21 protein-coding genes, 1 pseudogene and 1 riboswitch are annotated in these 24626 nt (G+C 37.0%); of the genes and pseudogenes, 14 read left to right on the forward strand and 8 right to left on the reverse strand.

The genetic code is table 11. The features are described 5' to 3' along the window. Positions 1-98: 98 nt before the first annotated feature. Complete coding sequence (locus ASU02_RS06860) at positions 99-476, reverse strand: nucleotide excision repair endonuclease (RefSeq protein WP_057762345.1); 378 nt, start codon at positions 474-476, stop codon at positions 99-101. Between the two features lie 287 nt (positions 477-763). Between ASU02_RS06860 and ASU02_RS06865 the strand changes: the two genes are divergently transcribed. From ASU02_RS06865 to ASU02_RS06900, 8 genes are all read left to right on the forward strand, one after another. Further along, the gene (locus ASU02_RS06865) at positions 764-1519 is read left to right on the forward strand and encodes an ABC transporter ATP-binding protein (RefSeq protein ID WP_408607258.1); all 756 of its coding nucleotides are present in this window, start codon (positions 764-766) and stop codon (positions 1517-1519) included. A 66-nt stretch (positions 1520-1585) separates the two neighbouring features. Continuing rightward, entirely contained in the window at positions 1586-3502 is a 1917-nt protein-coding gene (locus ASU02_RS06870) for an AMP-binding protein (RefSeq protein ID WP_198317414.1), read from the forward strand. Continuing rightward, positions 3502-4386 (forward strand): branched-chain amino acid ABC transporter permease, encoded by an 885-nt coding sequence (locus ASU02_RS06875; protein WP_057762349.1) that lies wholly within the window; start codon positions 3502-3504, stop codon positions 4384-4386. Before ASU02_RS06870 ends, ASU02_RS06875 begins: the two co-directional genes overlap by 1 nt. Positions 4387-4390: 4 nt before the next feature. Further along, the gene (locus tag ASU02_RS06880) at positions 4391-5452 is read left to right on the forward strand and encodes a branched-chain amino acid ABC transporter permease (protein WP_057762352.1); all 1062 of its coding nucleotides are present in this window, start codon (positions 4391-4393) and stop codon (positions 5450-5452) included. 74 nt (positions 5453-5526) lie between these two features. Further along, positions 5527-6702: an ABC transporter substrate-binding protein gene (locus ASU02_RS06885; protein WP_057762354.1), complete on the forward strand. Its 1176-nt coding sequence runs from the start codon at positions 5527-5529 to the stop codon at positions 6700-6702. Between the two features lie 170 nt (positions 6703-6872). Further along, positions 6873-7661 (forward strand): ABC transporter ATP-binding protein, encoded by a 789-nt coding sequence (locus ASU02_RS06890; protein WP_057762355.1) that lies wholly within the window; start codon positions 6873-6875, stop codon positions 7659-7661. After that, positions 7661-8833, forward strand: a complete 1173-nt coding sequence (locus tag ASU02_RS06895; RefSeq protein WP_057762356.1) for a phenylacetate--CoA ligase family protein — start codon at positions 7661-7663, stop codon at positions 8831-8833. Before ASU02_RS06890 ends, ASU02_RS06895 begins: the two co-directional genes overlap by 1 nt. Before the next feature lie 323 nt (positions 8834-9156). Then, on the forward strand, positions 9157-11316 hold the full coding sequence (locus ASU02_RS06900) for a sensor domain-containing protein (protein WP_057762357.1): 2160 nt from the start codon (positions 9157-9159) through the stop codon (positions 11314-11316). Between the two features lie 112 nt (positions 11317-11428). Here ASU02_RS06900 and ASU02_RS06905 read toward each other — a convergent pair whose 3' ends face one another. Next, the gene (locus tag ASU02_RS06905) at positions 11429-13468 is read right to left on the reverse strand and encodes a molybdopterin oxidoreductase family protein (RefSeq protein WP_057762359.1); all 2040 of its coding nucleotides are present in this window, start codon (positions 13466-13468) and stop codon (positions 11429-11431) included. A 256-nt stretch (positions 13469-13724) separates the two neighbouring features. Here ASU02_RS06905 and ASU02_RS06910 point away from each other — a divergent pair, with 256 nt between their 5' ends. Then, positions 13725-15086, forward strand: coding sequence for an MATE family efflux transporter (locus ASU02_RS06910; protein ID WP_057762361.1), 1362 nt, complete (start codon positions 13725-13727; stop codon positions 15084-15086). 225 nt (positions 15087-15311) lie between these two features. Then, a riboswitch (cyclic di-GMP riboswitch) is annotated at positions 15312-15396 on the forward strand. An 82-nt stretch (positions 15397-15478) separates the two neighbouring features. Further along, positions 15479-16648, forward strand: coding sequence for a sensor domain-containing diguanylate cyclase (locus ASU02_RS06915; RefSeq protein WP_057762362.1), 1170 nt, complete (start codon positions 15479-15481; stop codon positions 16646-16648). A 173-nt stretch (positions 16649-16821) separates the two neighbouring features. On the opposite strand, the gene ASU02_RS06920 is transcribed toward ASU02_RS06915, so the two are convergent. Next, positions 16822-17031 (reverse strand): hypothetical protein, encoded by a 210-nt coding sequence (locus ASU02_RS06920; RefSeq protein ID WP_057762364.1) that lies wholly within the window; start codon positions 17029-17031, stop codon positions 16822-16824. A gap of 189 nt (positions 17032-17220) precedes the next feature. Here ASU02_RS06920 and ASU02_RS06925 point away from each other — a divergent pair, with 189 nt between their 5' ends. The 3 genes from ASU02_RS06925 (at position 17221) to ASU02_RS06935 (ending at position 19732) form a co-directional block, all read left to right on the forward strand. Continuing rightward, positions 17221-17763, forward strand: coding sequence for an NADPH-dependent FMN reductase (locus tag ASU02_RS06925; protein WP_057762366.1), 543 nt, complete (start codon positions 17221-17223; stop codon positions 17761-17763). A 264-nt stretch (positions 17764-18027) separates the two neighbouring features. Continuing rightward, positions 18028-18786: a TerC family protein gene (locus ASU02_RS06930; protein ID WP_057762367.1), complete on the forward strand. Its 759-nt coding sequence runs from the start codon at positions 18028-18030 to the stop codon at positions 18784-18786. A gap of 127 nt (positions 18787-18913) precedes the next feature. Further along, positions 18914-19732 carry a squalene/phytoene synthase family protein gene (locus ASU02_RS06935; protein WP_057762369.1) on the forward strand — a complete coding sequence of 273 codons (819 nt, stop codon included), beginning with the start codon at positions 18914-18916 and terminating at the stop codon, positions 19730-19732. A gap of 58 nt (positions 19733-19790) precedes the next feature. Here ASU02_RS06935 and rluF read toward each other — a convergent pair whose 3' ends face one another. Together rluF and ASU02_RS06945 are read right to left on the reverse strand one after the other, a co-directional pair. After that, complete coding sequence (gene rluF, locus ASU02_RS06940; protein WP_057762370.1) at positions 19791-20498, reverse strand: 23S rRNA pseudouridine(2604) synthase RluF; 708 nt, start codon at positions 20496-20498, stop codon at positions 19791-19793. 130 nt (positions 20499-20628) lie between these two features. Beyond that, positions 20629-21468 carry a formate/nitrite transporter family protein gene (locus ASU02_RS06945; protein WP_057762371.1) on the reverse strand — a complete coding sequence of 280 codons (840 nt, stop codon included), beginning with the start codon at positions 21466-21468 and terminating at the stop codon, positions 20629-20631. A gap of 317 nt (positions 21469-21785) precedes the next feature. Here ASU02_RS06945 and ASU02_RS06950 point away from each other — a divergent pair, with 317 nt between their 5' ends. Then, complete coding sequence (locus ASU02_RS06950) at positions 21786-22658, forward strand: TRM11 family SAM-dependent methyltransferase (protein WP_082631729.1); 873 nt, start codon at positions 21786-21788, stop codon at positions 22656-22658. 683 nt (positions 22659-23341) lie between these two features. Here ASU02_RS06950 and ASU02_RS26890 read toward each other — a convergent pair. The 3 genes and pseudogenes from ASU02_RS26890 to ASU02_RS06960 all read right to left on the reverse strand — a co-directional run bounded on the left by ASU02_RS26890 (position 23342) and on the right by ASU02_RS06960 (position 24567). Next, the gene (locus ASU02_RS26890) at positions 23342-23749 is read right to left on the reverse strand and encodes a hypothetical protein (protein WP_232426182.1); all 408 of its coding nucleotides are present in this window, start codon (positions 23747-23749) and stop codon (positions 23342-23344) included. Positions 23750-23836: 87 nt separating this feature from the next. Then, positions 23837-24127, reverse strand: a pseudogene (locus ASU02_RS27350) (nuclease-related domain-containing protein); the annotation flags it as partial. 215 nt (positions 24128-24342) lie between these two features. Then, positions 24343-24567, reverse strand: a complete 225-nt coding sequence (locus tag ASU02_RS06960; RefSeq protein WP_232426183.1) for a hypothetical protein — start codon at positions 24565-24567, stop codon at positions 24343-24345. Between the last annotated feature and the right edge of the window lie 59 nt (positions 24568-24626).

The following is a 24626-nucleotide window of genomic DNA, read 5'->3' on the forward strand; positions in this document are numbered from 1 at the left end:
AAAAATTAAGGACTTTTTTATAAAAAGGGGTTCGGAATGAGACCATTCCGAACCCCTTTTGTCGACAATCTGAAAGGAGGCAGAGCATCCTTTTTTTATTATCGATAGAAAACTTTATCAATATTATATTTTGCTTTAAGAGTATTAATAATATATGTTTCGTATATTTCTCTTTCCATAGGGTCTTCGACCAAACAAACAGCAATTTTATAAACTTCATCTCGATACTTTTTCATTGGAGAAACAGTATCCTCAAAATGCTTCTTAACTCTCGGTCTTAATTTCCTCGCCTTACCAACAAATAAAAGCTCCTCATCTTTATTAAAGAAAAGAATAAGTCCGCCTTTATCTCTCGGGATACGATGATATTCTGTAAATCCGTATACACTGCTTATCTCTGAACCACTTGTCTCTCCGGATTGATTCCGTTTTTTTGTTATCACAATTTCTGGAGAGGGCATATCAATTTTTATCATTGTTATCACTTCCTAATCTTTATAGATGGTATCACAATCTAACAGTAAAAATCTACATGTGAGAGGAATAATTATGAGTAATGAACAAATCCGTAAGCAGTAGCTGCATTTTCTAGTGCTTCGTCTCATAGATATAAAAATATATGTATAAATAATCATCTAATATTTTTTTGGCGGAAGGAATAATATGAATGGTAAAGAGTATATTTAAATATTCAAAATTTTATAAAAGTATAAACATTCTTTCAGAAGACTGGAGGTTGAATGGGTAGGTGGGTATTTTAGAAATGAACAACATAACACTAAAATTTGGAGGCGTAGTTGCACTTGATAAAGTCTCCTATCAGGTAAAGAAAGGAGAGATATTCTCATTAATTGGCCCAAATGGGGCTGGGAAAACGAGTATGTTAAATTGCATCAGCGGGCTGTACAAGCCAACTGCAGGTTCTGTGCACTTTAAGGGAGAAGAAATTACACATTTTAAACCCCATAAACGTGCCGCACTTGGAATTGCTAGGGCATTTCAAAATATCGAATTATTCCCGCATTTGTCTGTGTTGGACAATCTGATGCTTGGCAGGCATGTTCGAATGAAAACTGGACTTCTCGCTGGTGGATTTTATTGGGGAAAAGCCCAAAAAGAAGAAGTGCTGCATCGCGAAAAAGTAGAGGAAGTAATTGATTTTCTAGAAATTGAACATATCCGTGACACACCTGTTGGAAGACTAGCCTATGGATTGCAAAAGCGTGTGGAAGTAGGACGTGCATTAGCTCTAGAGCCGGAGATTTTATTATTAGATGAGCCAATGGCAGGGATGAACAGTGAAGAAAAAGAGGATATGGCACGCTATATCATTGACATACATGAGGAAATGGAAACAACGATCATTCTAATAGAACATGATATGGGAGTTGTCATGGATCTTTCTGATCATATTGCTGTTCTTGATTTTGGAAAATTAATTGGCTACGGCACTCCCTATGAAATCCAAAATAACCAAAAAGTAATTGACGCGTATCTTGGAGAAGAAAATGTTGGCTAGGCAATATCTCGATAAAAGGGAAAAGGCAGTGGAATACTTGGTACTTAAAGAGGAGGCAGCCATTCTATGTCGAGTTTGAATAAGACATTTCCTCAATTATTACTTGAGAGGACAGTAAGAGCTGGTTCGAAAGTTGCTCTAAGGGAAAAGGATTTTGGCATTTGGAATGAGATTACGTATCAAGAATATCTTGATCAAGTAATAAGTCTAAGCCTTGGATTTGCAAAGCTAGGCTTAAAAAGAGGTGATAAGGTAGCCATTGTCGGAGATAATCGGCCTGAGTGGGTAATAAGTGAATTGGCAGCGCAAGCTTTAGGCGGAATCTCAGTTGGAATTTACCAAGAGTCGCTGCCGAATGAAATAAGCTTTATATTGGACCATTGTGATGCAACGATTGTTGTTGTTGAAGACCAAGAGCAGGTTGATAAGATTTTTGAAATAAAAGAGGAGATTCCAAAGGTAACAAACATTATATATTATGACCCGCGTGGAATGAGGAATTACCAGGATGATGCTTTGATGAGTTTTGTAGAAGTCCAAGCACTTGGGAAATCCTTAGCTGAAGAGGAACCCGACATTTTTCAATCAGAAGTTAAGAAAGGAAGTGAGCATGATGTCGCAATATTTTCTTATACATCCGGTACAACTGGCAATCCGAAGGCAACCATGCTTACATATAAAAACCTGCTTGATATGGCAAAAAACCTTTCAACTATTGACCCGCTAACAGAAAAGGATGAGTATGTATCCTTTTTGCCTCTTGCTTGGATTGGCGAGCAAATGATGACAATGGGAATGGGCCTATACAATGGCATGACGATAAATTTCCCTGAAGAACCTTCCACCGTGTTAGAGAATCTGCGTGAAATTGGACCTCAAGTAATGTTTAGCCCACCTAGAATTTATGAAGATATGGTTTCAAGATTTCAAGTGAAAATTCAAGATGCCGGCTGGCTAAAAAGAAAAATCTATCATTTGTGCAAGCCAATCGGAGAAAAGGTTGCAAGAGCCCATTTTGAAAATAAAGAAATTTCATTTAAAACGAAGCTGCAATACAAAATAGCCGATTATTTTATGTTCAGTGCAATTAGAGATCACTTAGGCTTGCTTGGTATGAAGCGTGCATATACTGGCGGTGCTCCTTTAGGGCCGGATGTGTTTGAATTTTTCCATAGTATTGGTGTGAATGTGAAAAGTATTTATGGACAGACAGAAGTTTCAGGGATTTCGATTGTTCATCGGGATAGGGATATAAAATTGGACAGTGTTGGCATTCCAATCCCTGGAACAGAAGTGAAAATTTCAAATGAAGGAGAAATTCTAATCAAGAGTTCAAGTATTTGCAAAGGCTATTATAAAAATGAAAAATCAACGAAAGAAACAATTCAATCGGGGTGGCTGCATACTGGAGATGCCGGAAGATTGTATGATGAAGGTCATCTCTATGTTATCGATCGGATAAAAGATGTCATTCGCCTTCAGTCGGGTGAAATGTTCTCACCAAATTTTATAGAGAACAAACTAAAATTTAGCTCCTATATTCAAGAGGCAGTAGCCATTGGCAAAGATCGTCCATATGTTGTGGCAATGGTTAATATTGATATGGAAAATGTAGGGAGATGGGCAGAGAAAAATCAAATTAGCTATACAACCTATACAGATTTATCATCAAAACCACAAGTGCTGGCGTTAATTCAAAAACAAGTAAATGAAATAAATCAATCATTGCCTGAAAAAGCACGTGTGAAAAAGTTTGTTCTCTTATATAAAGAGCTTGATGCGGATGATGAAGAGCTGACAAGAACAAAGAAAGTACGAAGACAATTTGTTGCCAAAAAATATGAAGCACTTATCGAAGGGATGTACACACAAGAAGAACGAATACATGTAGAAGGGAAAATTAGATACCGTGACGGAAAGGAACAAACGATTCATACAACACTTCAAGTAATCTTTATGGATGAAGGAGAGGGAGCTGCTTAATGGCCTTTTTTTTGCAAATGCTAGTTACAGGGATCGTTGTTGGCAGTGTTTATGCCCTGGTAGCACTTGGATTTGTATTAATCTATAAATCTAGTGATGCCATCAATTTTGCACAAGGTGAATTTTTGTTAATTGGGACCTATGTTTGTCTAACATTAATAACCGCTTACAATATTCCTTTTATTGTTGCATTATTTATTGCTCTTATGTTCAGTGCTGTTCTTGGTTTTGTCATCGAGCGAATTGTACTCCGTCCGTTTATTGGGGAACCGGTCATCTCCATGATTATGGCAACCATTGGGTTATCGAGTGCATTGGCTGGACTTGTTCATATTATTTGGGGACATGAAACAAGAGTATTTCCACAGATATTCCCAGAAGCACCCGTTCGGTTAGGAGAAGTAGTTATTTCACCTGTCTATATTTGGTCGCTTGTCATCGTCATCATCATGCTTATCATTTTCACCTTCTTTTTCAAATATTCAAAGCTTGGAATTGCTATGAGAGCAACCGCAGATGATCAGCAGGCTGCGATGTCGATGGGGATTAGTGTGAAAACAATTTTCGCCGTCTCATGGGCGATTGCTGCGGTCGTGTCTGCAGTAGGGGGAATTCTTTTGGGGAATATCAATGGGGTCAATGCCTCGCTGTCGGCCATTGGATTGAAAGTATTGCCAGTTGCCATTCTTGGCGGACTTGATAGCATTCCCGGTGCGATTATCGGCGGTTTAATTATTGGTGTAATCGAAACGATGACTGGCGGTTACTTGGATCCATTAGTAGGAGGCGGTTTAAAAGAAGTCATGCCTTTTATTATTTTAGTATTTATTCTAATGTTTAAGCCATATGGCCTATTTGGGAAAAAAGAAATCGAGAGGGTGTAATCGGATGAAGAATCCTTTTGTAATGGGGTGTGGGGAGTTCCATGTGAATTATAAGCAAGATTTGGCCATTTGGAAAATCTCCAGAGTAAGGGTGCGTGTAATGGTTATGGTCGCACTGCTAGCCATCTTTCCATTAATTGCTTCCGATTACATTGTTGGTCTTGCTACATTATGTGGAATAGCCGCGATCGGTGCCTTAGGACTAAATATTCTAACTGGCTTCACTGGACAAATCTCCATTGGGGTAGGAGCTTTTTTAGGAGTAGGCGGTTATACATCGGCTATCTTGACAGCAAAACTCGGTTTAAGCTTTTGGATTGCGATGCCGACAGCTGGCATTATTACGGCAATCGTTGGCGGGCTTTTTGGTTTGCCATCCTTAAGGCTGAAAGGGTTGTATTTAGCCATTGCTACACTTGCAGCCCAAGTGATAATCCTGTTTGTCATTTCCAGGTGGGATACATTGACTGGCGGAACCGCGGGTATGGTACTCTCAAGACCAGAAATTGGCAGCTTCGTTTTTAATAGTGAAACAAGCTATTTCTATTTAATGTTTGTGATTCTTATAGGTACTACTATCTTTACTTTGAATCTTTTCCGCTCCCGTGTTGGAAGAGCCTTTATTGCTGTAAGAGACCGTGATATTGCTGCAGAAGTAATGGGAATCAATTTGTTTAAATATAAAGTACTCGCCTTTATTGTCAGTTCATTCTTTGTTGGAGTGGCAGGTGCGTTGCTTGGACACTATACGATGGTAGTGAGTCCAGAATTATATAGCATTACTGTTTCTATTGAATATTTAGCTATTATTCTCGTTGGTGGATTAGGCAGTGTGTTTGGTTCCATCTATGGAGCTGTTTTTATTACATTGCTTCCTGTCTTTCTTCGAACAGGAGTCGAATTATTAAGCGGAGTTTTCCCTGATTTATCAAACGTATTAAATGGGATGAAAGAGGTCGTATTCGGACTTGTTATCATTCTATTTCTAATTTATGAGCCAGAGGGTCTAGCGAAAATATGGAAGAATATTAAAGACTATTTTAAGCTATGGCCATTTTCCTACTAATTTACTAATGATGAAAGTAATTTTATAGAACTTTCACTTATGAAAAAAATTTCTACAATATGAGGGGGAGAAGAATGAAAAAGATTTGGGCGAGTTTTCTTGTATTGGTGTTAGCGGTAGGAGTACTTGCGGCATGTTCAGGCGAAGAAAAAAGTTCAGGCGATGGCAAGGGAACCATCAAAATCGGCGGTATCTTTGACCTGACTGGTGGAACAGGGGATGTGGGCACACCGTATGCTGAAGGAGCAGAGGCATATTTTGATTTTATTAAAGATGAGAAAATCAATGGCTACAAGCTAGAGTTAATTGGTGACGACTATGCATACAAGATTCCTGAAGCACAAAAAATGTATCAAAAATTAAAATCAAAAGATAAAGTTTCAGGCATTTTAGGGTGGGGAACCGGCGATACTGAGGCTCTGAGGCAACAAGTAGCAGCTGATAAACTTCCATATTTCTCTGGTTCATATTCAGAAAACCTTAAAGATATTAAAGAGAGTCCATATAACTTCTTAACGGCAGCCTCCTATTCCGATCAGGCAAGGTCGGCTTTGAAATGGATAAAGGAAAACCATAGCGGCGGTACACCAAAGATCGCCTTCCTTTATAATGATACTGCTTTTGGAAAATCTCCTATTGAAGATGGGAAAAGCTTTGCAAAGGAATTAGGAATGGAAGTTGTTGATGAGCAAATTATCGATGTACAGGCATTAGATGCAACTTCTCAGCTTTTAAATATGGAAAAGAAAAATCCAGATTATGCGATTATCCAGCAAACATGGGGTGCCACTGCAACGATATTAAAGGATGCGAAAAAGCTTGGGATTGATACGCAATTTATTGGCTTAAACTGGGCGACAGGAGAAGGGTTAATCCCGCTTGCGGGTGACGCAGCAGAAGGATTCATTGGTGTCGTTACACATGCCTTTCCTTATGAAGACCTTCCAGGTATGGAGGAAATTAAAAAGTATTTGGAGGACAATGGGGAGAAATTAGAAGATAAAAACCAAAAGTTTATTCAGGGCTGGGTGTCAGCAAAAATTATGGTGGAAGCGATTAAAATAGCTGATGACCCTACGACAGGAGAAGGGATTCGTAAGGGAATTGAGCAGCTAAAAGATTTAGATCTTGGCGGATTAGCTGCACCGGTTACATTTACAGCTGATAATCATGCAGGTACAAACAAAATCCGTCTTGCAAAAGTTAAGGGTGGGAAATTTGAAGTAATAACTGATTATATAAGTTACTAAGAAGTAGGAGGAGCGTTCGGCCGACGCTCCTTTTTATAAGTATTTGAATATAAAGAAGTAGCTCGTATTAGGACGAGAGTGGCCTTTAAAACTAGAATACTGGACGATAAACAATTGAAGCTGGCAATATCCGTTCAAAGTGCCGAATAAAATGAAAAAGGAGGAAATCCATGCTGACGATCAATAATGTAGAAGTGATGTACGATCGGGTCATTCTTGTGTTAAAAGGAATGTCCATGGTCGTTCCCAAAGGAAAAATAGTTGCTCTTCTAGGAAGCAATGGCGCCGGAAAAACAACAACACTTAAAGCCATTTCCGGATTACTAAAAAGTGAAAATGGCGAAGTAACGGATGGATTTATTGAACTTTATGGTGAGCGGATTGATGTGAGCGATGCGGAAACAATCGTCAAAAAGGGAATTTTCCAATGTATGGAGGGACGCCGTGTATTTGAACAATTAACTGTAGAGGAAAATTTAATTGCAGGTGCACATACAAGAAAGGACCGAAAAAATATTAAGGAAGATATCCAAAAGGTCTATCATTATTTTCCAAAACTTGAAATGCTAAAAAATAGACAGGCAGGCTATTTATCAGGAGGAGAACAGCAAATGCTTGCAATCGGCAGAGGAATCATGGCAAAGCCGAAAGTATTGCTATTAGATGAGCCATCGCTAGGATTAGCTCCATTACTTGTAAAAGAAATCTTTACAATCATCAAAAAAATAAACAAAGAAGAAGGTACGACGATTCTAGTAGTAGAACAAAACGCAAATGTAGCGCTCTCAATTGCAGACTATGGCTATATTATGGAAAATGGCAGAATCGTTATGGACGGTTCGGTTGAACGTTTATTAGCAAACCAGGATGTGCGAGAGTTCTATTTAGGCATGAGTGACAAAGGGAGAAAAAACTATAAAAATATTAAATCGTATAAAAGAAGAAAGAGGTGGCTATGATGGAATCACTTAAGGCTGTTATCCAATATGCATACAAGAATGCAGATGGCTTTAGGAAACAAATGGATAAAGCCGGTTTGGGTCCAGAAGATATTCAATCAATAAAGGATTTAGCAAAAATTCCGGTGCTGAAAAAGGATGATTTGCCTGAAGTACAAAATGAAAATCTGCCATTTGGCCATTTAGCAACGATAAGAACATCAGATATGGCAAGAATTTTTATGTCTCCAGGACCGATTTATGATCCCCAAACACATGAAAAAGATTTTTGGCGTTTTTCTGAAGCTCTTCTTGCTGCAGGCTATAGTGAAAAGGATATTGTCCAAAATACATTTTCTTATCATTTGTCTCCCGCAGGATTTATGTTTGATTCTGCACTTCGAGAATTAGGAGCAACAGTAATTCCTGCAGGAACTGGCAATCGGGAACTTCAAATTCAAGTTATGAAGGATTTACAGGTTACAGGATATGTAGGGACGCCAAGTTTCTTTTCAATTTTACTTGATGCAATTGAAGAGAAGGGCTGGACTTTTGGAAAAGATATTCATTTGAAAAAGGCATTTTTTATAGCTGAAATGCTGACAGCCGAAATGCGGAAACGATGCGAGGAAAAGGCAATATCTGTTTTTGAAGGTTATGGAACTGCAGACTGCGGCTGTTTAGCATATGAAGATAAATTAGGTCCAGGATTAAAGATATCTAGTTCAGCTATTATCCAAATTTGTGATCCTCTAACAGGAGAGGAGCTTTTAACTGGTGAAGGAGAAGTGGTTGTCACACTTTTTGATAAAAGTTATCCGCTTATTCGATTCGGAACAGGGGACCTTTCGAGATGGGTTGAGGGCCATGAAGGGGTAAGGTTAGCAGGTGTACTCGGAAGAATAAGTGATGGCGTGAAAGTGAAGGGGATGTTCGTGAGAGAAAAACAGCTAGCACTCGTGCTAGAACAAGCTGGATACAGCTCATTCCAAGGAATCATTAAAAGAGAAAATAATCAAGATATATTCGAGTTATTCATTGAATCTGATACTGATTTGCAAACGGATCTAGGTGAAAAGCTGCAAGATGTCATTCGTGTATCACCAATTCTTACAAGAATAAAAAAAGGACATATCGATCGTAATGGAAAAAGATTAATTGATCAGCGGTCCTATGAGTTGAAAAAAATTTAGAATAAATGGAGAGCAGCTATGCTCTCTATTTATTTTTTTGTTAAAAATTGAATAATTATACGCATGTTAGTAACGTCCAAAATATTAATGGCAATTACATAAAGGGTTTAAAATATTACAAATCGTTCAAAATTCAATCATATTATCATCAAAAACCCTATAATTCAACTTTTTTTATTCACACGTTGAGTACAGTGTAAATTCGACATAATATTGTAGTAATTGACAAAATATGATAAAAAAGAACTAGTATATTGATAGTATCCATAATGATGTATAAAAATAAGTTCTGTCGTTTTTGTTTTGTGTAAGGGAGTGAGTATATGTTCGATCAGAATCAAGTAAAGCCATGGATTGATTCTTTACAGGAGATTTTTAGAAATAGCCGTTCGAATTATAATAATTTGCTTCAAATGGAAAAGGATTTTCAGCAGATAGGAACCTTCTTAGAGGATTATGCAAATTTAAGATATGCGTTAGATGCATCAGTTATTGTTGCTGTTACAGATACGAGCGGTAAAATCATATATGCTAATAAGAAGTTTTGCGAACTGTCAAAATATGATATGGAAGAGATAGTTGGCCAAAATCATAAAATCCTAAATTCTGGCTACCATGAGAAATCTTTTTTCAGAAGAATGTGGCAAACGATTAACAAAGGAGAAATATGGGAGGGTGAGGTGAAAAATAAGGCAAAGGATGGGAGCTTTTATTGGGTAAAAACGACGATCGTTCCTTTAAAGGATCAAGATGGAAAACCTGTTATGCATATCGCGATAAGAACAGATATTTCCGAAGGAAAGCTTGCCCAGGAAAAATTAGTTGAAGCATTGCAAAATGATTTCACGCATGTCGTTAATTCTATGAATAACCTAATTTTCAAAGTAACTAAAGATCCAGATGGAAATTTTGTTTACATTCTGAATGAAGGAAAACTTGCTTATCGATTAGGCTTAGAAAATGAAAAAATGCGCAACAAAAAACCAGATGAAGTGTATCCAATAGAAATAGCTAATATGCTTAAAAGTAAATATGATCATGCCTTTCTTGGTCAGCCAATTACATATAATTATGCTTATAAGGAACGACAGCTATTAACCTATTTATCCCCGATTTATCGTGATGGCAAGGTAGTAGAAATCATTGGCTGCACCAATGACATCACAGAACTGCATCAAGTTCAAGAAGAAGTAGAATTCATGGCCTTTCATGACATATTGACAAGTTTACCAAATCGAAGAAAGTTCTGTGATGATTTACATCACTTAATGAAACATTCAAATAAAAAAATTGCCGTTTTTTTTCTTGATTTAGACCGGTTTAAACAAATTAATGATTCTTTAGGGCATACGGTTGGCGACCAATTAATTCAGGCAGTAGCTAAAAAATTGAAACAGGGTATAAGATCAGATGCGGAAATTTATCGACTTGCTGGAGATGAATTTATTATTATTTATCCAGAAATGATAAGTTCAGGTATGGCAAGTAAATATGCAGCAGAGATCCTAACAATCTTTGAACAGCCTATTCATTTAGATAGAAACGAAATCATTACTACATGCAGTCTGGGGATCAGCTTCTATCCTGAGCACGGGGAAGATAGTGATTCATTATTGAAGAAGGCAGATATTGCTATGTACGCAGCAAAGCTGAAAGGGCGTAATCATTTTTGTATTTATGAACAAGAAATGAACCAAGCAAATGAAGAAGCACTGTTAATTGAAAATCACCTGCGAAAAGCAATTGATAATAAAGAACTAGAATTATATTTTCAGCCAAAGTTAGAATTGAATACAAGAAAGATCAATGGGATGGAGGCTCTATTACGATGGAAAAGTCCCATGTTTGGAAACATCCCGCCAGATAAATTTATCCCCATTGCTGAAGATACCGGTTTGATTATTAAAATTGATAATTGGGTATTAGAAATGGCCTGTGCACAAAACAAGGAGTGGAATCAATCTTGCTTTTCTTCTCCTTTAAGAGTGGCAGTAAATATTTCGCCATTACATTTCCGCTTACCAAACTTCCACAGAGTTGTTGAAGAGGTATTAGAGAAAACGGGTTTGGACCCACACCTGTTAGAATTAGAAATTACGGAGAATAGCTTTATCGATAATATAGATGAATGTATTGAATGTTTAGAGAAATTACGAAAAATGGGTGTTGGCGTTGCAATCGATGACTTTGGAAAGGGCTATTCTTCGTTAAATTACTTAAGAAAATTTCCTATACACTCGCTCAAAATTGATCGTAGCTTTATTCACGAAGTATCTAAAAATAGAGAAGATATCGCTATTGTGAAAGCAATTACATTTCTCGCGCATGAACTGAATTTAAAGGTTGTTGCAGAAGGGATAGAAACAAAAGAAGTGATAGATATTCTAGAGGATATTGGCTGTGATGAAATTCAAGGGTATTACATTAGCAGGCCTTTACCTAAGCAAGAATTTGAAACCATCTATCGGACTTTCATCCGTTAAAATAATAAAAAGTGCTTAGCATGGAAAGCTCCTCATGAGCTATATACTAAGCACTTTTTCCATTTTTTAATGAGATTGATATGATTTGGTATAAGGAAATGGATCCTCCAAATTAAATCTTACTTACCTCTACTCGTCCAGAAAAGAAGGTTGCACCACCGCCCATATCTGATAAACGATCCGGTGTAAGAGAATTGACAAGTTGTTTTGTTCCAGGAATATTTGCCCATAGACCTTGTGAAACAATTACACCTGGTAGAACATTGGTGCCAACTGAAACCTTTAAATTACATTCTCCACGCTGATTCCAAACGCGCACAATTTCTCCGTCCGTAATTCCTGCAGTCTCTGCATCATTAACATTCATATGAATTCGCGGCTCTTTTTCAAGCGATTGGTGCTTTTGAATGTTTGAAAAAGTTGAGTTTAAGAAATTATGATTAGGAGCAGGAACAAACAAGTAAGGAAAATTGCCGTCTTCTACAATTGGTGTATATGTTGGCAACGGAGGATACCCATCCTGTTTCATCATCTCTGAAAACAACTCAATTTTCCCACTAGGTGTTGGCAGTTTTCCTGGTAATAGCGGCTTTACATTCGCCTTTACATATTGCTGCTCTATTAATGCCTCATAATTTATGTTAGTGAGATAAGGATTTGCTGGATGATCGAGCGCACGAGTAATCATTTCAGATTCTGCTTCAGTAAAAGCATCCTCAGTGTATCCCATACCTTTTGCTAGTAATCGGAACACTTCTACATTCGATTTTGATTCGCCATAGGATTCAATGATTGGCTGTTGAATTTGCATATAATGATGCCAGTAAGACCCATAAAAATCTGTATTCTCAAATGAAGATGTCGCAGGCAACACTATATCAGCGTATTTGGCTGTTTCGGTCATAAATAGATCATGTGCGACAAGAAACAAATCCTCACGTCCCAATCCTTCCCGAACTTTATTCCCTTCAGGTGAAACAACTGCAGGGTTGCAGCTATATACATACATGGATTTAATTGGAGGGTCTAGCTCGAGAAGCTTTTTGCCAATTTCGTTCATATTAATTACTCGTGTTTGTTTGTTTTTTAATAGATCTGGGCGCTGCAAGCTTGCTTCATTAAAAGCTAAAAAGCCTGAATTCGATTTGATGGCACCTCCGCCCTTTGTAAGCCACTGCCCTGTTAAGGCTGGAAGACATGCAATCGTCCGTGTAGACATCCCACCGTTATCATGATGCTGCAGTCCGTTTCCAATTCTAATATAAGAAGGAGTGGTTTCGCCGTACATTCTTGCCAGGCTATAAATGTCTTCTACAGGTATACCAGTAATCTTGGAAACGGATAAAGGATCGTATTGCTTCACGTGCTCACGCAGTTCATTATGTCCTATAGTATATTTCTGTAAAAAACCTTCATCAACCAGGTTTTCAGCAAATAAAATATGCATCAGTCCAAGTGCAAGTGCACCATCTGTCCCTGGTAATATCGGAATAAACCAATCTGCCATTCTGCCGGTTTGATTTTTATGAACGTCAATAACAATCACTTTTGCACCATTTTTTCGAGCTTTTTGGGCAAGTGTGATTTGGTGCATGTTCGTACTGACTGCATTGACCCCCCATAAGATGATCAGTTTGGAATGAACAGTATCTTCTGGATCAATGCCAATACTGCCCCCCATTGTATATTTATAGCCTGTCGTACCAGCAGACTGGCAAATGGTCCGGTTTAATTGGGAGGCTCCTAGCCGATGGAAGAATCGACGATCCATTCCTTCTGCGGTAAGGTTCCCCATGTTTCCATAAAAGCTATAAGGAAGAATACTCTCTGGTCCATCTGTTTCGATTAGCTTCTTCCAGCGAGAAGTGATTATATCAATGGCTTCATCCCAGCTAATTTGTTTGAATTTCCCATCGCCTTTTGCTCCAATTCTTCTCAATGGAGATGTTAGGCGGTTTTTATCGTATATTCTTTCCTTCATATTCCTAACTTTATTGCATATATTTCCCTGTGTTACTGGATGATTTGGATCCCCTTCTACCTTGATAATTTTTCCGTCTTTTTTGTGGAGCAGCAATCCGCATTGATCAGGGCAATCGAGCGGGCAAACTGATGGGAAAATTCCATCGCGTTGGTTAACAAAAGCGGTCATTGGTAATCTCCTTTACTGTATATTAAATAATTTGACAGCTTATAGAATTAGCCTTTATGTATCAGCATAGTGCGGCAGACTTTTCTATATTGATTTCATAAATATTTTTATTATCGAAATATTAGTTGATATTATCATAAAATAGATTAATTAGTCTCGCAATAAAAGATTGTTATAAAAAATAATAGAAATCTATTTAAGTAAAAATATGAGTCTGCTATTATTGGATAATATTATATTCAAGGAGTTTTCCATAATGAACCAAACATTTACCATACAGGAAAAGATGAAGCAAATATTCATTTTATTGATTCCTATTTTAATTACACAGCTCGGCATGTTTTCTATGGTATTTTTCAATACGATTATGTCGGGTAAGTATCATTCATCAGATCTAGCTGGAGTCGCCATTGGCTCATCCATTTGGAATCCGGTATTTACAGGGTTAAGCGGAATCCTTCTCGCTGTGTCACCAATTGTGGCACAAAGCTACGGAGAAAAGAAGACAGGAGAAGTGACATCAGTTGTTAAAAATGGCCTGTATTTAGCGATTTTCATAGCCGTTTCAGTTATCATTATTGGATTCTTTCTGTTAGACCCTTTATTAACGAAGATGAATCTCCCAAATGATGTACAAAATACAGCTCGTGATTATTTGATTGGCCTGAGTTTTGGGATCATTCCATTATTTGCTTTCAATGTATTAAGATCTTTTATTTATGCATTAGGAAAAACACGTGTCGTCATGGTTATTTTAATCTTGGCCTTACCGATAAACTTAATATTTAACTATGTACTAATTTTTGGCCGCTTTGGCTTTCCTGAACTAGGTGGTGCAGGAGGAGGCTATGCAACGGCGGTCACGTATTGGTTAATATTATTTATGATTATATTCGTTATTAAAACGCAAAGCCCATTTTCATCTTTTAACGTATTTTCAAATTTTAAAGGGTACTCTTTTGAAAAGTGTAAAGAGATATTGAAAATCGGTGTGCCAATGGGGCTATCTATTTTCTTCGAAACAAGTATGTTTGCTGTCGTAACCATTCTATTAAGTAAATTTAATGTGACGACCATTGCTGCGTATCAATCAGCTCTTAATATCGTATCTTTTTTGTATATGATACCAATGAGTATTTCCATGGCTCAGACTGTACTTGTCGGATTTGAGGTTGGAGCGGGAAGGTATAAAGATGCGAAGGCATATAGTTGGTTAGGCATCTATTTATCCATTATTATTGCGTTAGTAACAGGCTTACTAGTTGTTTTATTTCGTTATCAGGTTGCGGGATTCTACTCTAATGAAGCGGCAGTAATTTCACTCACTGCACATTTTCTAATTTATGCGCTATTTTTCCAAATATCTGATGCGATTCAAGCCACAGCACAAGCAGCTCTAAGAGGATATAAGGATGTAAATCTATCATTTATCATTACATTAATTGCGTACTGGTTAATCTGTCTCCCAGTGGGCTATCTCCTCGCACACCAAACCAATTTAGGTGCTACAGGATATTGGATTGGGTTAACGATTGGCTTACTTGCAGCGGGTGTTTGTCTATCATTAAGACTTATCTATGTTCAGAAGAAAAAGTTTATTATAGAACAAGCAGGGTAATTCGTTTTAAGGGGAAAGTAAAGTTAGTTATATTTCCCTTTTAAGCGCATTCTATTATTAAATTTGATTGACTATATGATAAAATATAAACATCAGGCTCATATTAAAAATAATGATCAGCTCTTATATTTAATGGAAATTATATGAAAATCAATTGACTATAGTAAATAAGAACTATATAGTATAAATATAACCTATTTTGTGATTTTTCAGAATTCTAACTTAATAAGAGAAAGGCAAATTCATTGAAAAATGAGGGCGCAAAGCTAAAGGGGCTAAAGTCAAACGATCATGCCAGCCAGCTACCGAAGATAACTATAAACGAGTTAGATTAATCGGTATGCGATTAATCTATTTTTTGTTGAAAAATAATACGTTGGAAGTGTATGGATATGGAAGGAATTCATAAGGTTCTTCGAATTGTTACAAATCTGCTGAAGAAAGTAGGGACAGAAAGAAACATCATTACAAGAGATGTTTATTCAGACATTGTAAAAACAATAGGAGACAATGAAGACAAAGAAGCGGTTGAGTCCTTATTATCACAATTGCAAAAAGTAAATGTGCAGATGGAAAATATGAGCTGGCTGAACGAGCATTATAAAATTTTACATGATTTTGCACAGGTATGCAGTAAGACATTAAATGAGGAAATTCTACTAAAAAAGGCATATGAAATGGTCTCTCAAGTGATGCCGACAGATTCGTTTTTTATCGCTTTATATACAGAAGGAGACTCATTTATAGACTTTATTTTTATGATTGAAAAAGGGATATTCTACCCTCAAGAATACGTTAAAATAGGAAATAATTTTACTTCAAGGGCGATTCGGACAAAAGAAATCGTCCATCCGAAAAAAGTAAGTCATGATCAAACGGATGCGACTTTCGGTGTAACCGATACCAAATCCGGTATTTTTGTTCCGGTTATTATTGATGATCAAGTGAAAGCGGTAATCTCTGCACAAAGTGTTTCTGATTTTGCTTATCGAAAAGAGCATGAGGAGTTATTGCAAATAATTGGCAATCAAGTTATTCATTCCATTGAGACGGCGCGGCTTTATGAAAAAATCTATTTAATGTCACAAACAGATGAATTAACTGGATTAAAGAATCATCGTGCATTCCATAATGATCTTTCGAATTTAATTGGTGAGTACGGAAAAGAAGTAACCTTAATGATGATTGACTCAGATCGATTAAAAAAAGTAAATGATAATTTTGGTCATGATATTGGAGATTTATATTTAAAAGTATTAGGAGATGGAATTAAAAGCATTTGTAATGAACATATCGTTGGATATCGCTATGCAGGAGATGAATTTATGATTATCATAAATTCTAGTTTAAACGGCCTAGTTGAAACGATCCATGAGAATTTAGCAGAGTATTTAGTCCAGCACCCAATCAATGTAGGAGAAAATAAAATAACTGTTTCGATAAGTACAGGTGTTGCGGTTTATCCAGAACATGGGTCAAGCGTTGACTCGTTAAAGAAATCTGCTGATCAAGCACAATATCGAGCAAAAAAACAAGGTGGGAACCAAATGGTTACCGCTTGAAAACATAGGTACCGACACGGCAAAAGTAACTGATGCTGTGTCGGTACTTTTTCTTTGTAAGAGAAGTAGTGTAACCGTGCATCTCTAGCTCCAGCGGCTAACCTCTCTGGACAAAAACTATGTCACAATGCACACCAATTTCAGTTTGGAGTCAATAAGGCACTTCTGCATTACTATTGGTATTCCTCCCAGTCTGAATATGTGCCACCGCCGTTGCAGCCTGGACAATCATATAAATTTGAGTGATAAGCATATTCGTTTCCAGGATAAATGGAAAATCCGCGTCCGTAGCATTCTGGGCATTTGTTGGCATCTTTCATATTCGATAGATGCTTTTCGTGCCGATTGGCCCTCCACTCGTTAAATGAATTCAATAATCCCATATTATTCACCCCAGCTTTTTCTCTTAGTTTTTATTAAAAGGGCAGTTTTTATACTCGGAGTGTTTTAATTCTCATTTAGCAGGAAAAAGTGTATGATAAAGTCAAGAATTGTAACTATTGTTCGTATGCTGATAATAAAGGTAAGTAGGTTTGAGCAATAGGAACACCATTGGAAGGAGAAAACATCGAATGAAATTACTCGGAATATCTGGAACCATCTTAGGTGCCAAAACAGCTATTCTAGTGGATGCTGTCTTAAAAAAGGTCAAGGAAAAATACCCTGAAATCGAAATAGATCTGCTCGACTTGAGAGACTTTCAAATGGAATTTTGTGATGGACGAAATCCGGATCTATATAACGAGGACACGAAAAAAATGATTAAAGCGGTTTCGGAAGCAGATTTTTATTTAATTGGCTTTCCTATTTTTAATGGATCATTTCCTGCACCTTTAAAGAATGTATTTGATATCGTTCATCCGGCTGCTTTCCGTCATAAAGTGATGGGATTTGTAGCGAATGGAGGGACCTATCAGCATTATCTAGTCGTAGAAAATCAAATGAAGCCAATTGCTGGATATTTGCGTTCTTTTGTTGCACCGAGTTATGTGTATGCTAATGGAGAACATTTCAATGCGGAAAATGAAATTATTGATGAGGATGTTTTATCCCGAATTGACGCACTTGCAGAAGAATTAGTTGTCATGCAAAAAGGCTTGTCAAATAATAGTTAATGACAATACAAAACGAAAAAGGTAACAACTGGATGGATGCCCATTCAGTTGTTTTTCTTTAGACTGATATTGCTTGCCAAGATATAATCAGTGGCTATTTAATTGGTATTCTAGTATAATTATAATAGAACTAGTTCTCATTTTATGATTGTTCTATTTAAATGTATAAAATTTGCAATGTGCATGACACTAATTGATAGCTTTAGCTATCTTTTTTTAGTGATTTATAAATGCTAACATTTTATTTTTAAAGGGGTCTTTATAGTGGAAATCCTGAATCAGCTGTTAGACACATATGCCTCGTTTTTCGATTTGGAAATGTGGGGAGAGGTGTTAACAGATCCAGTATCATGGGGGTATATTGGTACGCTAGTCATTTTAGAAGGTTTGCTATCTGCTGATAATGCTTTAGTACTGGCTGTTATGGTAAAGCATCTGCCTAAGAAACAACAGAAGAAGGCGTTAACATATGGTTTGTTTGGCGCATATTTCTTCCGTTTCTTATTTATAGGTCTTGGTATGCTGCTAATTAAGTTTTGGTGGATCAAGGTGATAGGTGCTGGATATTTAGCGTGGCTTGTTATTAAACATTTCTGGCTTGGTGAAGGAGATGACGAAGCCGAAGGAATGAAAAAGGACAGCTGGCTTACCCGAACTTTTGGCGTTTTTTGGGCAACAGTTATATCTGTTGAGATTATGGATTTAGCGTTTTCAGTTGATAGTATTTTGGCTGCATTTGCAGTATCTGAAAAGGTTTGGATATTACTCATTGGCGGTATGCTCGGAATATTAATGATGCGGACAGTTGCGAAAGGGTTTCTTGTTCTCATTGAAAAAATTCCTGAACTTGAAAACACAGCTTTCATATTGATTGCCATTATTGCCATTAAAATGTTCTTAAGTGTATTTGGCATTGAAATTGATCATCTCATATTTTTCGGAATTATCATTTTAGCTTTCCTTATAACATTTGCTTTACACTATTTCAAAAAGGGTCATGATGGACAAGATAAAATAGCTTAAAATGAAATAGAAGATAAAGAGTACACGAATATAAAGCTGTTCACTTTTTGTGAATAGCTTCTTATATTTGCACTCGTAACGAAGGAATATTACAATCAACATATAAGAAAAAGGGAGGCAGCATACGGTGAACGAAGAGACTAATTTACATAATGATGCGATTGAGATGTTGAAGGAGACGAGTCGGACTTTTTTTATTCCCATTAGTCTTTTAACACCGGGTTTAAAAGAAGCAGTATCCTCTGCCTACTTATGCATGCGAGCGATTGATGAAATTGAAGATCATACTGAACTTGAATCGGCGGCAAAGAGTGATCTATTGCTAGCTGTAAGCAAATTATTACGTAGGCCATTTCAAGACAATGAGTTAATGGACATTTTCCAGCCATATCTATCAATCCTACCTGAAGTCACCATTCGACTTGGTGACTGGATTAAAGTATGCCCAGAAGTAATTAAAGAAAAAATCCTGGATGCGACATCTGTTATGGCAGAGGGAATGGCAAAATGGGCTAGAAAAGATTGGGATATTAAAGATGAAAATGATTTAGATGAATATACGTTCTATGTTGCTGGATTGGTAGGGGTTATGCTGACAGATATTTGGAAGTGGTATGATCAAACAGATACAGATGAAGATCTTGCGATTGCGTTTGGACGTGGATTGCAGTCAGTGAACATTCTCCGAAATCATACGGAAGATGCGAGCAGAGGAGTTAACTTTTTTCCTATAGGCTGGGATTTTGAAGATATGTTAACGTATGCACGCAGAAATCTAGCTTTAGCTGATGAGTATGTGAAGGATATTAAAACCGCTACGATACTCCATTTTTGTAAAATCCCTTTAGCGCTAGCGCACGGTACGCTAGATGCTTTAACAGCTGGGAAGGAAAAAATGAGCAGGGCAGACGTAACTGAGCTTGTGAGCCGGGTAGTAGGGAAATAAAAAAGCGCTTGGTCTCCTTTTTCCATCATTGGACTGGGAGCCATGCGCTTTTAATCTTTTACCATTCTTTCGGCTGGTAGTTCAGTTCATTAAATAGAGCAGTGCGTTCTTTTTTTGTTAAATCACGCCATTGTCCAACAGGCAGATTTCCTAAATGGATATTCATAATTCGTGTGCGCTGCAACCGATACACATCATATCCAAGTTCTGCGCACATACGGCGAATTTGGCGATTTAGCCCTTGTGTCAATATGATTTGAAAATCATATTTTGATAACTGTCTCACTTCGCATGGAAGCGTTTTTGTACCGAGTATTTTCACTCCTTCAGACATTTTCTTCAAAAATTCTGGTGTTATCGGTTTATCTACAGAAACAATGTATTCCTTTTCATGTTTATTCTCTGAACGTAGTATTTCGTTAACAATATCCCCGTCATTTGTTAAAAGAATGAGACCATCAGAATCTTTATCGAGTCTGCCGATATTAAAAATTCTAAGTGGATGATTGACTAAGTCAACAATATTTCCTTTTACATTTTTTTCAGTTGTGCTTGTAATGCCAACAGGTTTATTTAAGGCAATATACACATAGTTTCTAGCCATTCGAATGGGGTGTCCGCTTACGAGAACATCATCTCCAGGTTCAACTTGGCTGCCGACCTTTGCAACTTTTCCATTAATTGTGACTCTTCCTTCACTAATTAATTTGTCTGCCCCTCGCCTTGAGGCATAGCCAGATTCACTAATATATTTATTAATACGCATAATAACCAATCCTTAAGAAGTTAATTTTTTTCAAGAATACCATGAAAAATTTGTTGATATCAAGATTTACTAGCAAATTAATCAGAAGGATTCAAGTGTATCATGTCGAGAAAAGTTAGGAAAGATGTTTCTACAAACCTTTGATTCTCAGAGGAGTTGGTATGGTATTCGAATCCATATTTGTTTTTTTCTTGTGATTCACCAAATGCAGGGCTAATCCAGTGAATATGAACCCGCCAATAAAGTTACCGATTGTAACTGGAATTTGATTCCATAGCCACCAGTCTCCAAGTGAGAGGTCTGCCCCCATGAGGATGGCAGTTGGAATGACAAACATGTTTACGACGGCGTGCTCAAATCCATGGGCAAAAAATAAAAAAACCGGAAGCCACATAGCAGCAATTTTTCCAATCGTTGAGCTCGAAACAAATGCCATAAACGCTCCTAATGTCACCATCCAATTACATAGTATAGCCTTGGTCATGGCAACTATGATTCCTTCTCCGCCGAGATTTTTATATGTTAGCGTTTTTGCTTCTGCAACACTAATAATCTTATCGATCATTGGACCATCTGTTACATGCCCAAGCTTTGTTGCTGATATATAAAATAATAAACCATATAAAAGGCTGCCTAAAAGGTTTCCAGTAAAAGCCCAAAAGAAGTTGTAGCCAATGTTTGTGATGGAAGTTTGCCCTCTTAATTTAGCAAGCGGAAGCATCGCAAAGTTTCCAGTCACCAGTTCTAATCCCAATAATAAAATAAGTACAAAACCAACAGGAAAAACAAGCGCTCCAACAATACTTAAATTTGTCTCTATTGTTGCAGTGTATGCGAGTGTAGTGGCAAAGCCTAAAAAGGCACCTGATAGAATTCCTTTAATTAAGATATCCTTTAATCCCAGTTTAGATTTATAAGCACCTGCTTGTGCAACATCCTCTACTAGCTGTGCTGGTTTAATGTAATCCAAGCTAGTTCCTCCAATCTCATAAAAATTTAGTAAGGCTTTATTTATTGTAATGAGGAGGAAATCAGGATATCAAGCATAATTTACAAAAAATTACATTTAATATTTTATATAGTGAATACCTTATGTACAGTAGTAAATGTGATATTTAAAGAACGATTTTAATTGCATTTCTTCCACATTACAGATATGGTGTGATAGGAAGAATGATTTGAGTAATTAAAAAGGATGGTAATTATTTGTTTATAAAAAAAGAAAGTCCTGAATTTATTTATACATTTGCATGCCAAAAGGAAGAACAGTCACTTTCTCATCTAGAAATGCGCTCGCTTTTTGGTGAACAGGCAGAAAACAGTATTCTAAAAAGTACGACTGAAATCGATCCAAGCCGCAGCCCATTTATTAAAGAGCGGATTGAAGTGATATATGAAGGGGACAGCTTGCCGGAAATCGTGGAACAAGTTGGACAAATTGATATGAAGGAATCAACCTTCAAAGTAATTTTTATTAAAATTAATGATTTAGAGGCAGGTCAAAAAATTGAATATGATCAGCGTCGTTTAATTGAACGTGAAATTGGCTGGGAAATCAAGGGGGAAGCTGATGTACGGCAGCCTGATCATATGTTTGGAATCGTCACCTTGGGCGGACGCTGGTACTTCGGGAACTTGCGGAAAAATGAAGCGCTATGGCTGCATCATATGAAGAAACCGCAAACTTTTTCTACTGCTCTAAGTACACGGGTTGCTAGAGCAGTGGCAAATATCGCAGTTCCTAAACCTGATGGAGTAAAAGCCATAGATCCTTGCTGTGGAATTGGAACGGTTTTAGTAGAAGCGCTTTCTATGGGTATTGATATTGTTGGGCGTGATATTAACCCACTTGTTACCTCAGGATCAAGAGAGAATATTGCCTTTTTTGGCTATGAAGGGGAAGTCGCAATAGGTCCCATATCAGATGTAACTGAACAATATGATGCAGCGATCATTGATTTGCCTTACAATCTGTATACCCATGCCACACCAGAAGAACAGTTTAATATTCTGAAACATGCACGCCGCATTGCCAAGAAGGCGGTAATTATTACGATTGAGACAATTGATGAAATGATCATGGAAGCAGGTTTTGACATTCAAGACCGCTGTATAGCGAGTAAAGGAGTATTTTCTAGGCAAATACTTGTTTGTGAGTAAAGTAGATTTCTATATGTTATTTTGCTTAATAGTTGCGAGTTTTTATTTGGATATCTGGCAACTATTAAGCAAGAAAAATCTTAGGATACATGAAACGCAGAAAAATGGTGTTGGCGTTAATTTAAACCGATGTATGTTGCCCGAGGAAGTACAGAAGTGCCGGTGAAGGTAATCAAATCGTTCTGTGATGCCCGAAGAAGTAAAAAAGCGCCGATGTCGGTAATTGAAGAAGTCCTATGATGCCCGAAAAAACAGTAAAGAGCCCATGCCGGTAATCAAAGGGTACCAATGATGCCCGAAGAAGCAGAAAAAAGCCGATGTCGGTAATCAAAGGGTACCTATGATGCCCGAAGAAGCAGAAAAAAGGTGATGTCGGTAATCAAAGGGTACCTATGATGCCCGAAGAAGCAGAAAAAAGGCGATGTCGGTAATCAAAGGAGACCTATGATGCCCGAGAAAGCAGAAAAAAGGCTATGTCGGTAAACAAAGGAGACCTTTGATGCCCGAAGAAGCAGAAAAAAGCCGATGCTGGTAATCAAAGTGGACCTATGATGCCCGAAGAAGTAGGAAAGCGCCGATGTTGGTAATCAAAAGAATGATTCCCGACACCAATTAATAAATCTTAACATAAGTAACCTAATCGTTTGTACTTCCTTTAAAGTACTTTCGTGTCTTTTGATACATTATTTATTATCGTAATGTGAGGATTTTCCATGTCCATAAAGTTTAAAGTTTTTTGATAGAATTCTCCGAATCGTTTTCTTCGATTTAATCACTCCGCACCATTCATAAATACTATGAGTGGTGATCTTTTTATCAGGGAAAAGCAGCTTAAACTCCTCGACACTGCGCAATACCGCTAAATCTGCTGCTTCAACACATCCACACTCCAAGCACTCCAATTTATCCTTGTTCAAATCAAGCTTGAACGAACTGCATGCCAAACAGACTACACCTTTTTTTAGTTGGTCATAATCATAATCAGGGATTTGAGTATAAAAGGAATTTGTTTTATGAAGTGATTGTAATTGTTTAGCCATTTTAAGATGCTTATCATTTAATTTTGTAGTCTGCATATTTAATTTTGTCATAAAACGTTCAAGCTGGGCTGGGTAAATAATCGGAAGATTCATTGGAGCATGGTAAAGGTGGAAGTAGGGATTGATAAATACAAGAAGGGGTTCAATGATATAGTTGGTAGAATCAATACTTCGGATCAATTTCTTAAATAAGTATTCACTTCGCTTTAGTTGGAGCAAAGGATCTTTTATTTCTGAACGAGCTAGGGTATACCATTTCCCTGATTCATAGTAAAAGTCACCTTCATAGTTTTTTACATTAATTAAATATATGGTTTCATGTGTGATTAGTAATGTATCAATTTGAAAAATATTTTGATCATATTCAAGTAGTAAATCATTCAGGATTAGGCACTTGCATGATAGATTTTCTCCCCATTTATCAAACTCCTTTTCGCCTTCAAATCATTTATCACATGCTGAAAAATTTTTTATCTGTGCTGGTGATAACTTTGCTTTACCATTTAAATAGTTCCAGATTTTTAATTCTATTGGCTGGAAGCGCTGTTTTATAATCATGTCCCACATCCTATGTTTTTACTTAAATTTTAAGAAAATTCACCTGTATTTACAAGAGAAAAAACATCCTTGTGTAAGGATGTTTTTCATGATGTTTTCTTCTCTGTATCACTGATTTGAATGAGTGATCCCTTTTTTATCCAATATTGAAAGCTATCTAATGGAAAGACGCCTCTGCAATCAGGGTTATTCATTTGGATAATGACACTGGAAGTAGTAACGTCCAGAATCTTTAATGAATGAGAATTGCTAAAGTTAGGTGTAAAGCAGCTTTTCATTTCAAACTCCATATTATTAGTTACATGTAACACTCAGACACCTCCTTGCTAAATATTCCCAGATTAGTATACCGTTATTTTGTGTTTTTATC

The sequence above is a fragment of the Cytobacillus praedii genome (genome assembly GCF_001439605.1).
GTDB classification, from domain to species: domain Bacteria; phylum Bacillota; class Bacilli; order Bacillales; family Cytobacillaceae; genus Cytobacillus; species Cytobacillus praedii.

What these genes read in the sequence shown, in the direction of transcription:
- ASU02_RS06860 (WP_057762345.1), bottom strand. Translation starts at nt 476, where the DNA reads ATGATAAAAATTGATATGCCCTCTCCAGAAATTGTGATAACAAAAAAA.
- ASU02_RS06865 (WP_408607258.1), top strand. Translation starts at nt 764, where the DNA reads ATGAACAACATAACACTAAAATTTGGAGGCGTAGTTGCACTTGATAAA.
- ASU02_RS06870 (WP_198317414.1), top strand. Translation starts at nt 1,586, where the DNA reads ATGTCGAGTTTGAATAAGACATTTCCTCAATTATTACTTGAGAGGACA.
- ASU02_RS06875 (WP_057762349.1), top strand. Translation starts at nt 3,502, where the DNA reads ATGGCCTTTTTTTTGCAAATGCTAGTTACAGGGATCGTTGTTGGCAGT.
- ASU02_RS06880 (WP_057762352.1), top strand. Translation starts at nt 4,391, where the DNA reads ATGAAGAATCCTTTTGTAATGGGGTGTGGGGAGTTCCATGTGAATTAT.
- ASU02_RS06885 (WP_057762354.1), top strand. Translation starts at nt 5,527, where the DNA reads ATGAAAAAGATTTGGGCGAGTTTTCTTGTATTGGTGTTAGCGGTAGGA.
- ASU02_RS06890 (WP_057762355.1), top strand. Translation starts at nt 6,873, where the DNA reads ATGCTGACGATCAATAATGTAGAAGTGATGTACGATCGGGTCATTCTT.
- ASU02_RS06895 (WP_057762356.1), top strand. Translation starts at nt 7,661, where the DNA reads ATGGAATCACTTAAGGCTGTTATCCAATATGCATACAAGAATGCAGAT.
- ASU02_RS06900 (WP_057762357.1), top strand. Translation starts at nt 9,157, where the DNA reads ATGTTCGATCAGAATCAAGTAAAGCCATGGATTGATTCTTTACAGGAG.
- ASU02_RS06905 (WP_057762359.1), bottom strand. Translation starts at nt 13,468, where the DNA reads ATGACCGCTTTTGTTAACCAACGCGATGGAATTTTCCCATCAGTTTGC.
- ASU02_RS06910 (WP_057762361.1), top strand. Translation starts at nt 13,725, where the DNA reads ATGAACCAAACATTTACCATACAGGAAAAGATGAAGCAAATATTCATT.
- ASU02_RS06915 (WP_057762362.1), top strand. Translation starts at nt 15,479, where the DNA reads ATGGAAGGAATTCATAAGGTTCTTCGAATTGTTACAAATCTGCTGAAG.
- ASU02_RS06920 (WP_057762364.1), bottom strand. Translation starts at nt 17,031, where the DNA reads ATGGGATTATTGAATTCATTTAACGAGTGGAGGGCCAATCGGCACGAA.
- ASU02_RS06925 (WP_057762366.1), top strand. Translation starts at nt 17,221, where the DNA reads ATGAAATTACTCGGAATATCTGGAACCATCTTAGGTGCCAAAACAGCT.
- rluF (WP_057762370.1), bottom strand. Translation starts at nt 20,498, where the DNA reads ATGCGTATTAATAAATATATTAGTGAATCTGGCTATGCCTCAAGGCGA.
- ASU02_RS06950 (WP_082631729.1), top strand. Translation starts at nt 21,786, where the DNA reads ATGCGCTCGCTTTTTGGTGAACAGGCAGAAAACAGTATTCTAAAAAGT.
- ASU02_RS26890 (WP_232426182.1), bottom strand. Translation starts at nt 23,749, where the DNA reads ATGACAAAATTAAATATGCAGACTACAAAATTAAATGATAAGCATCTT.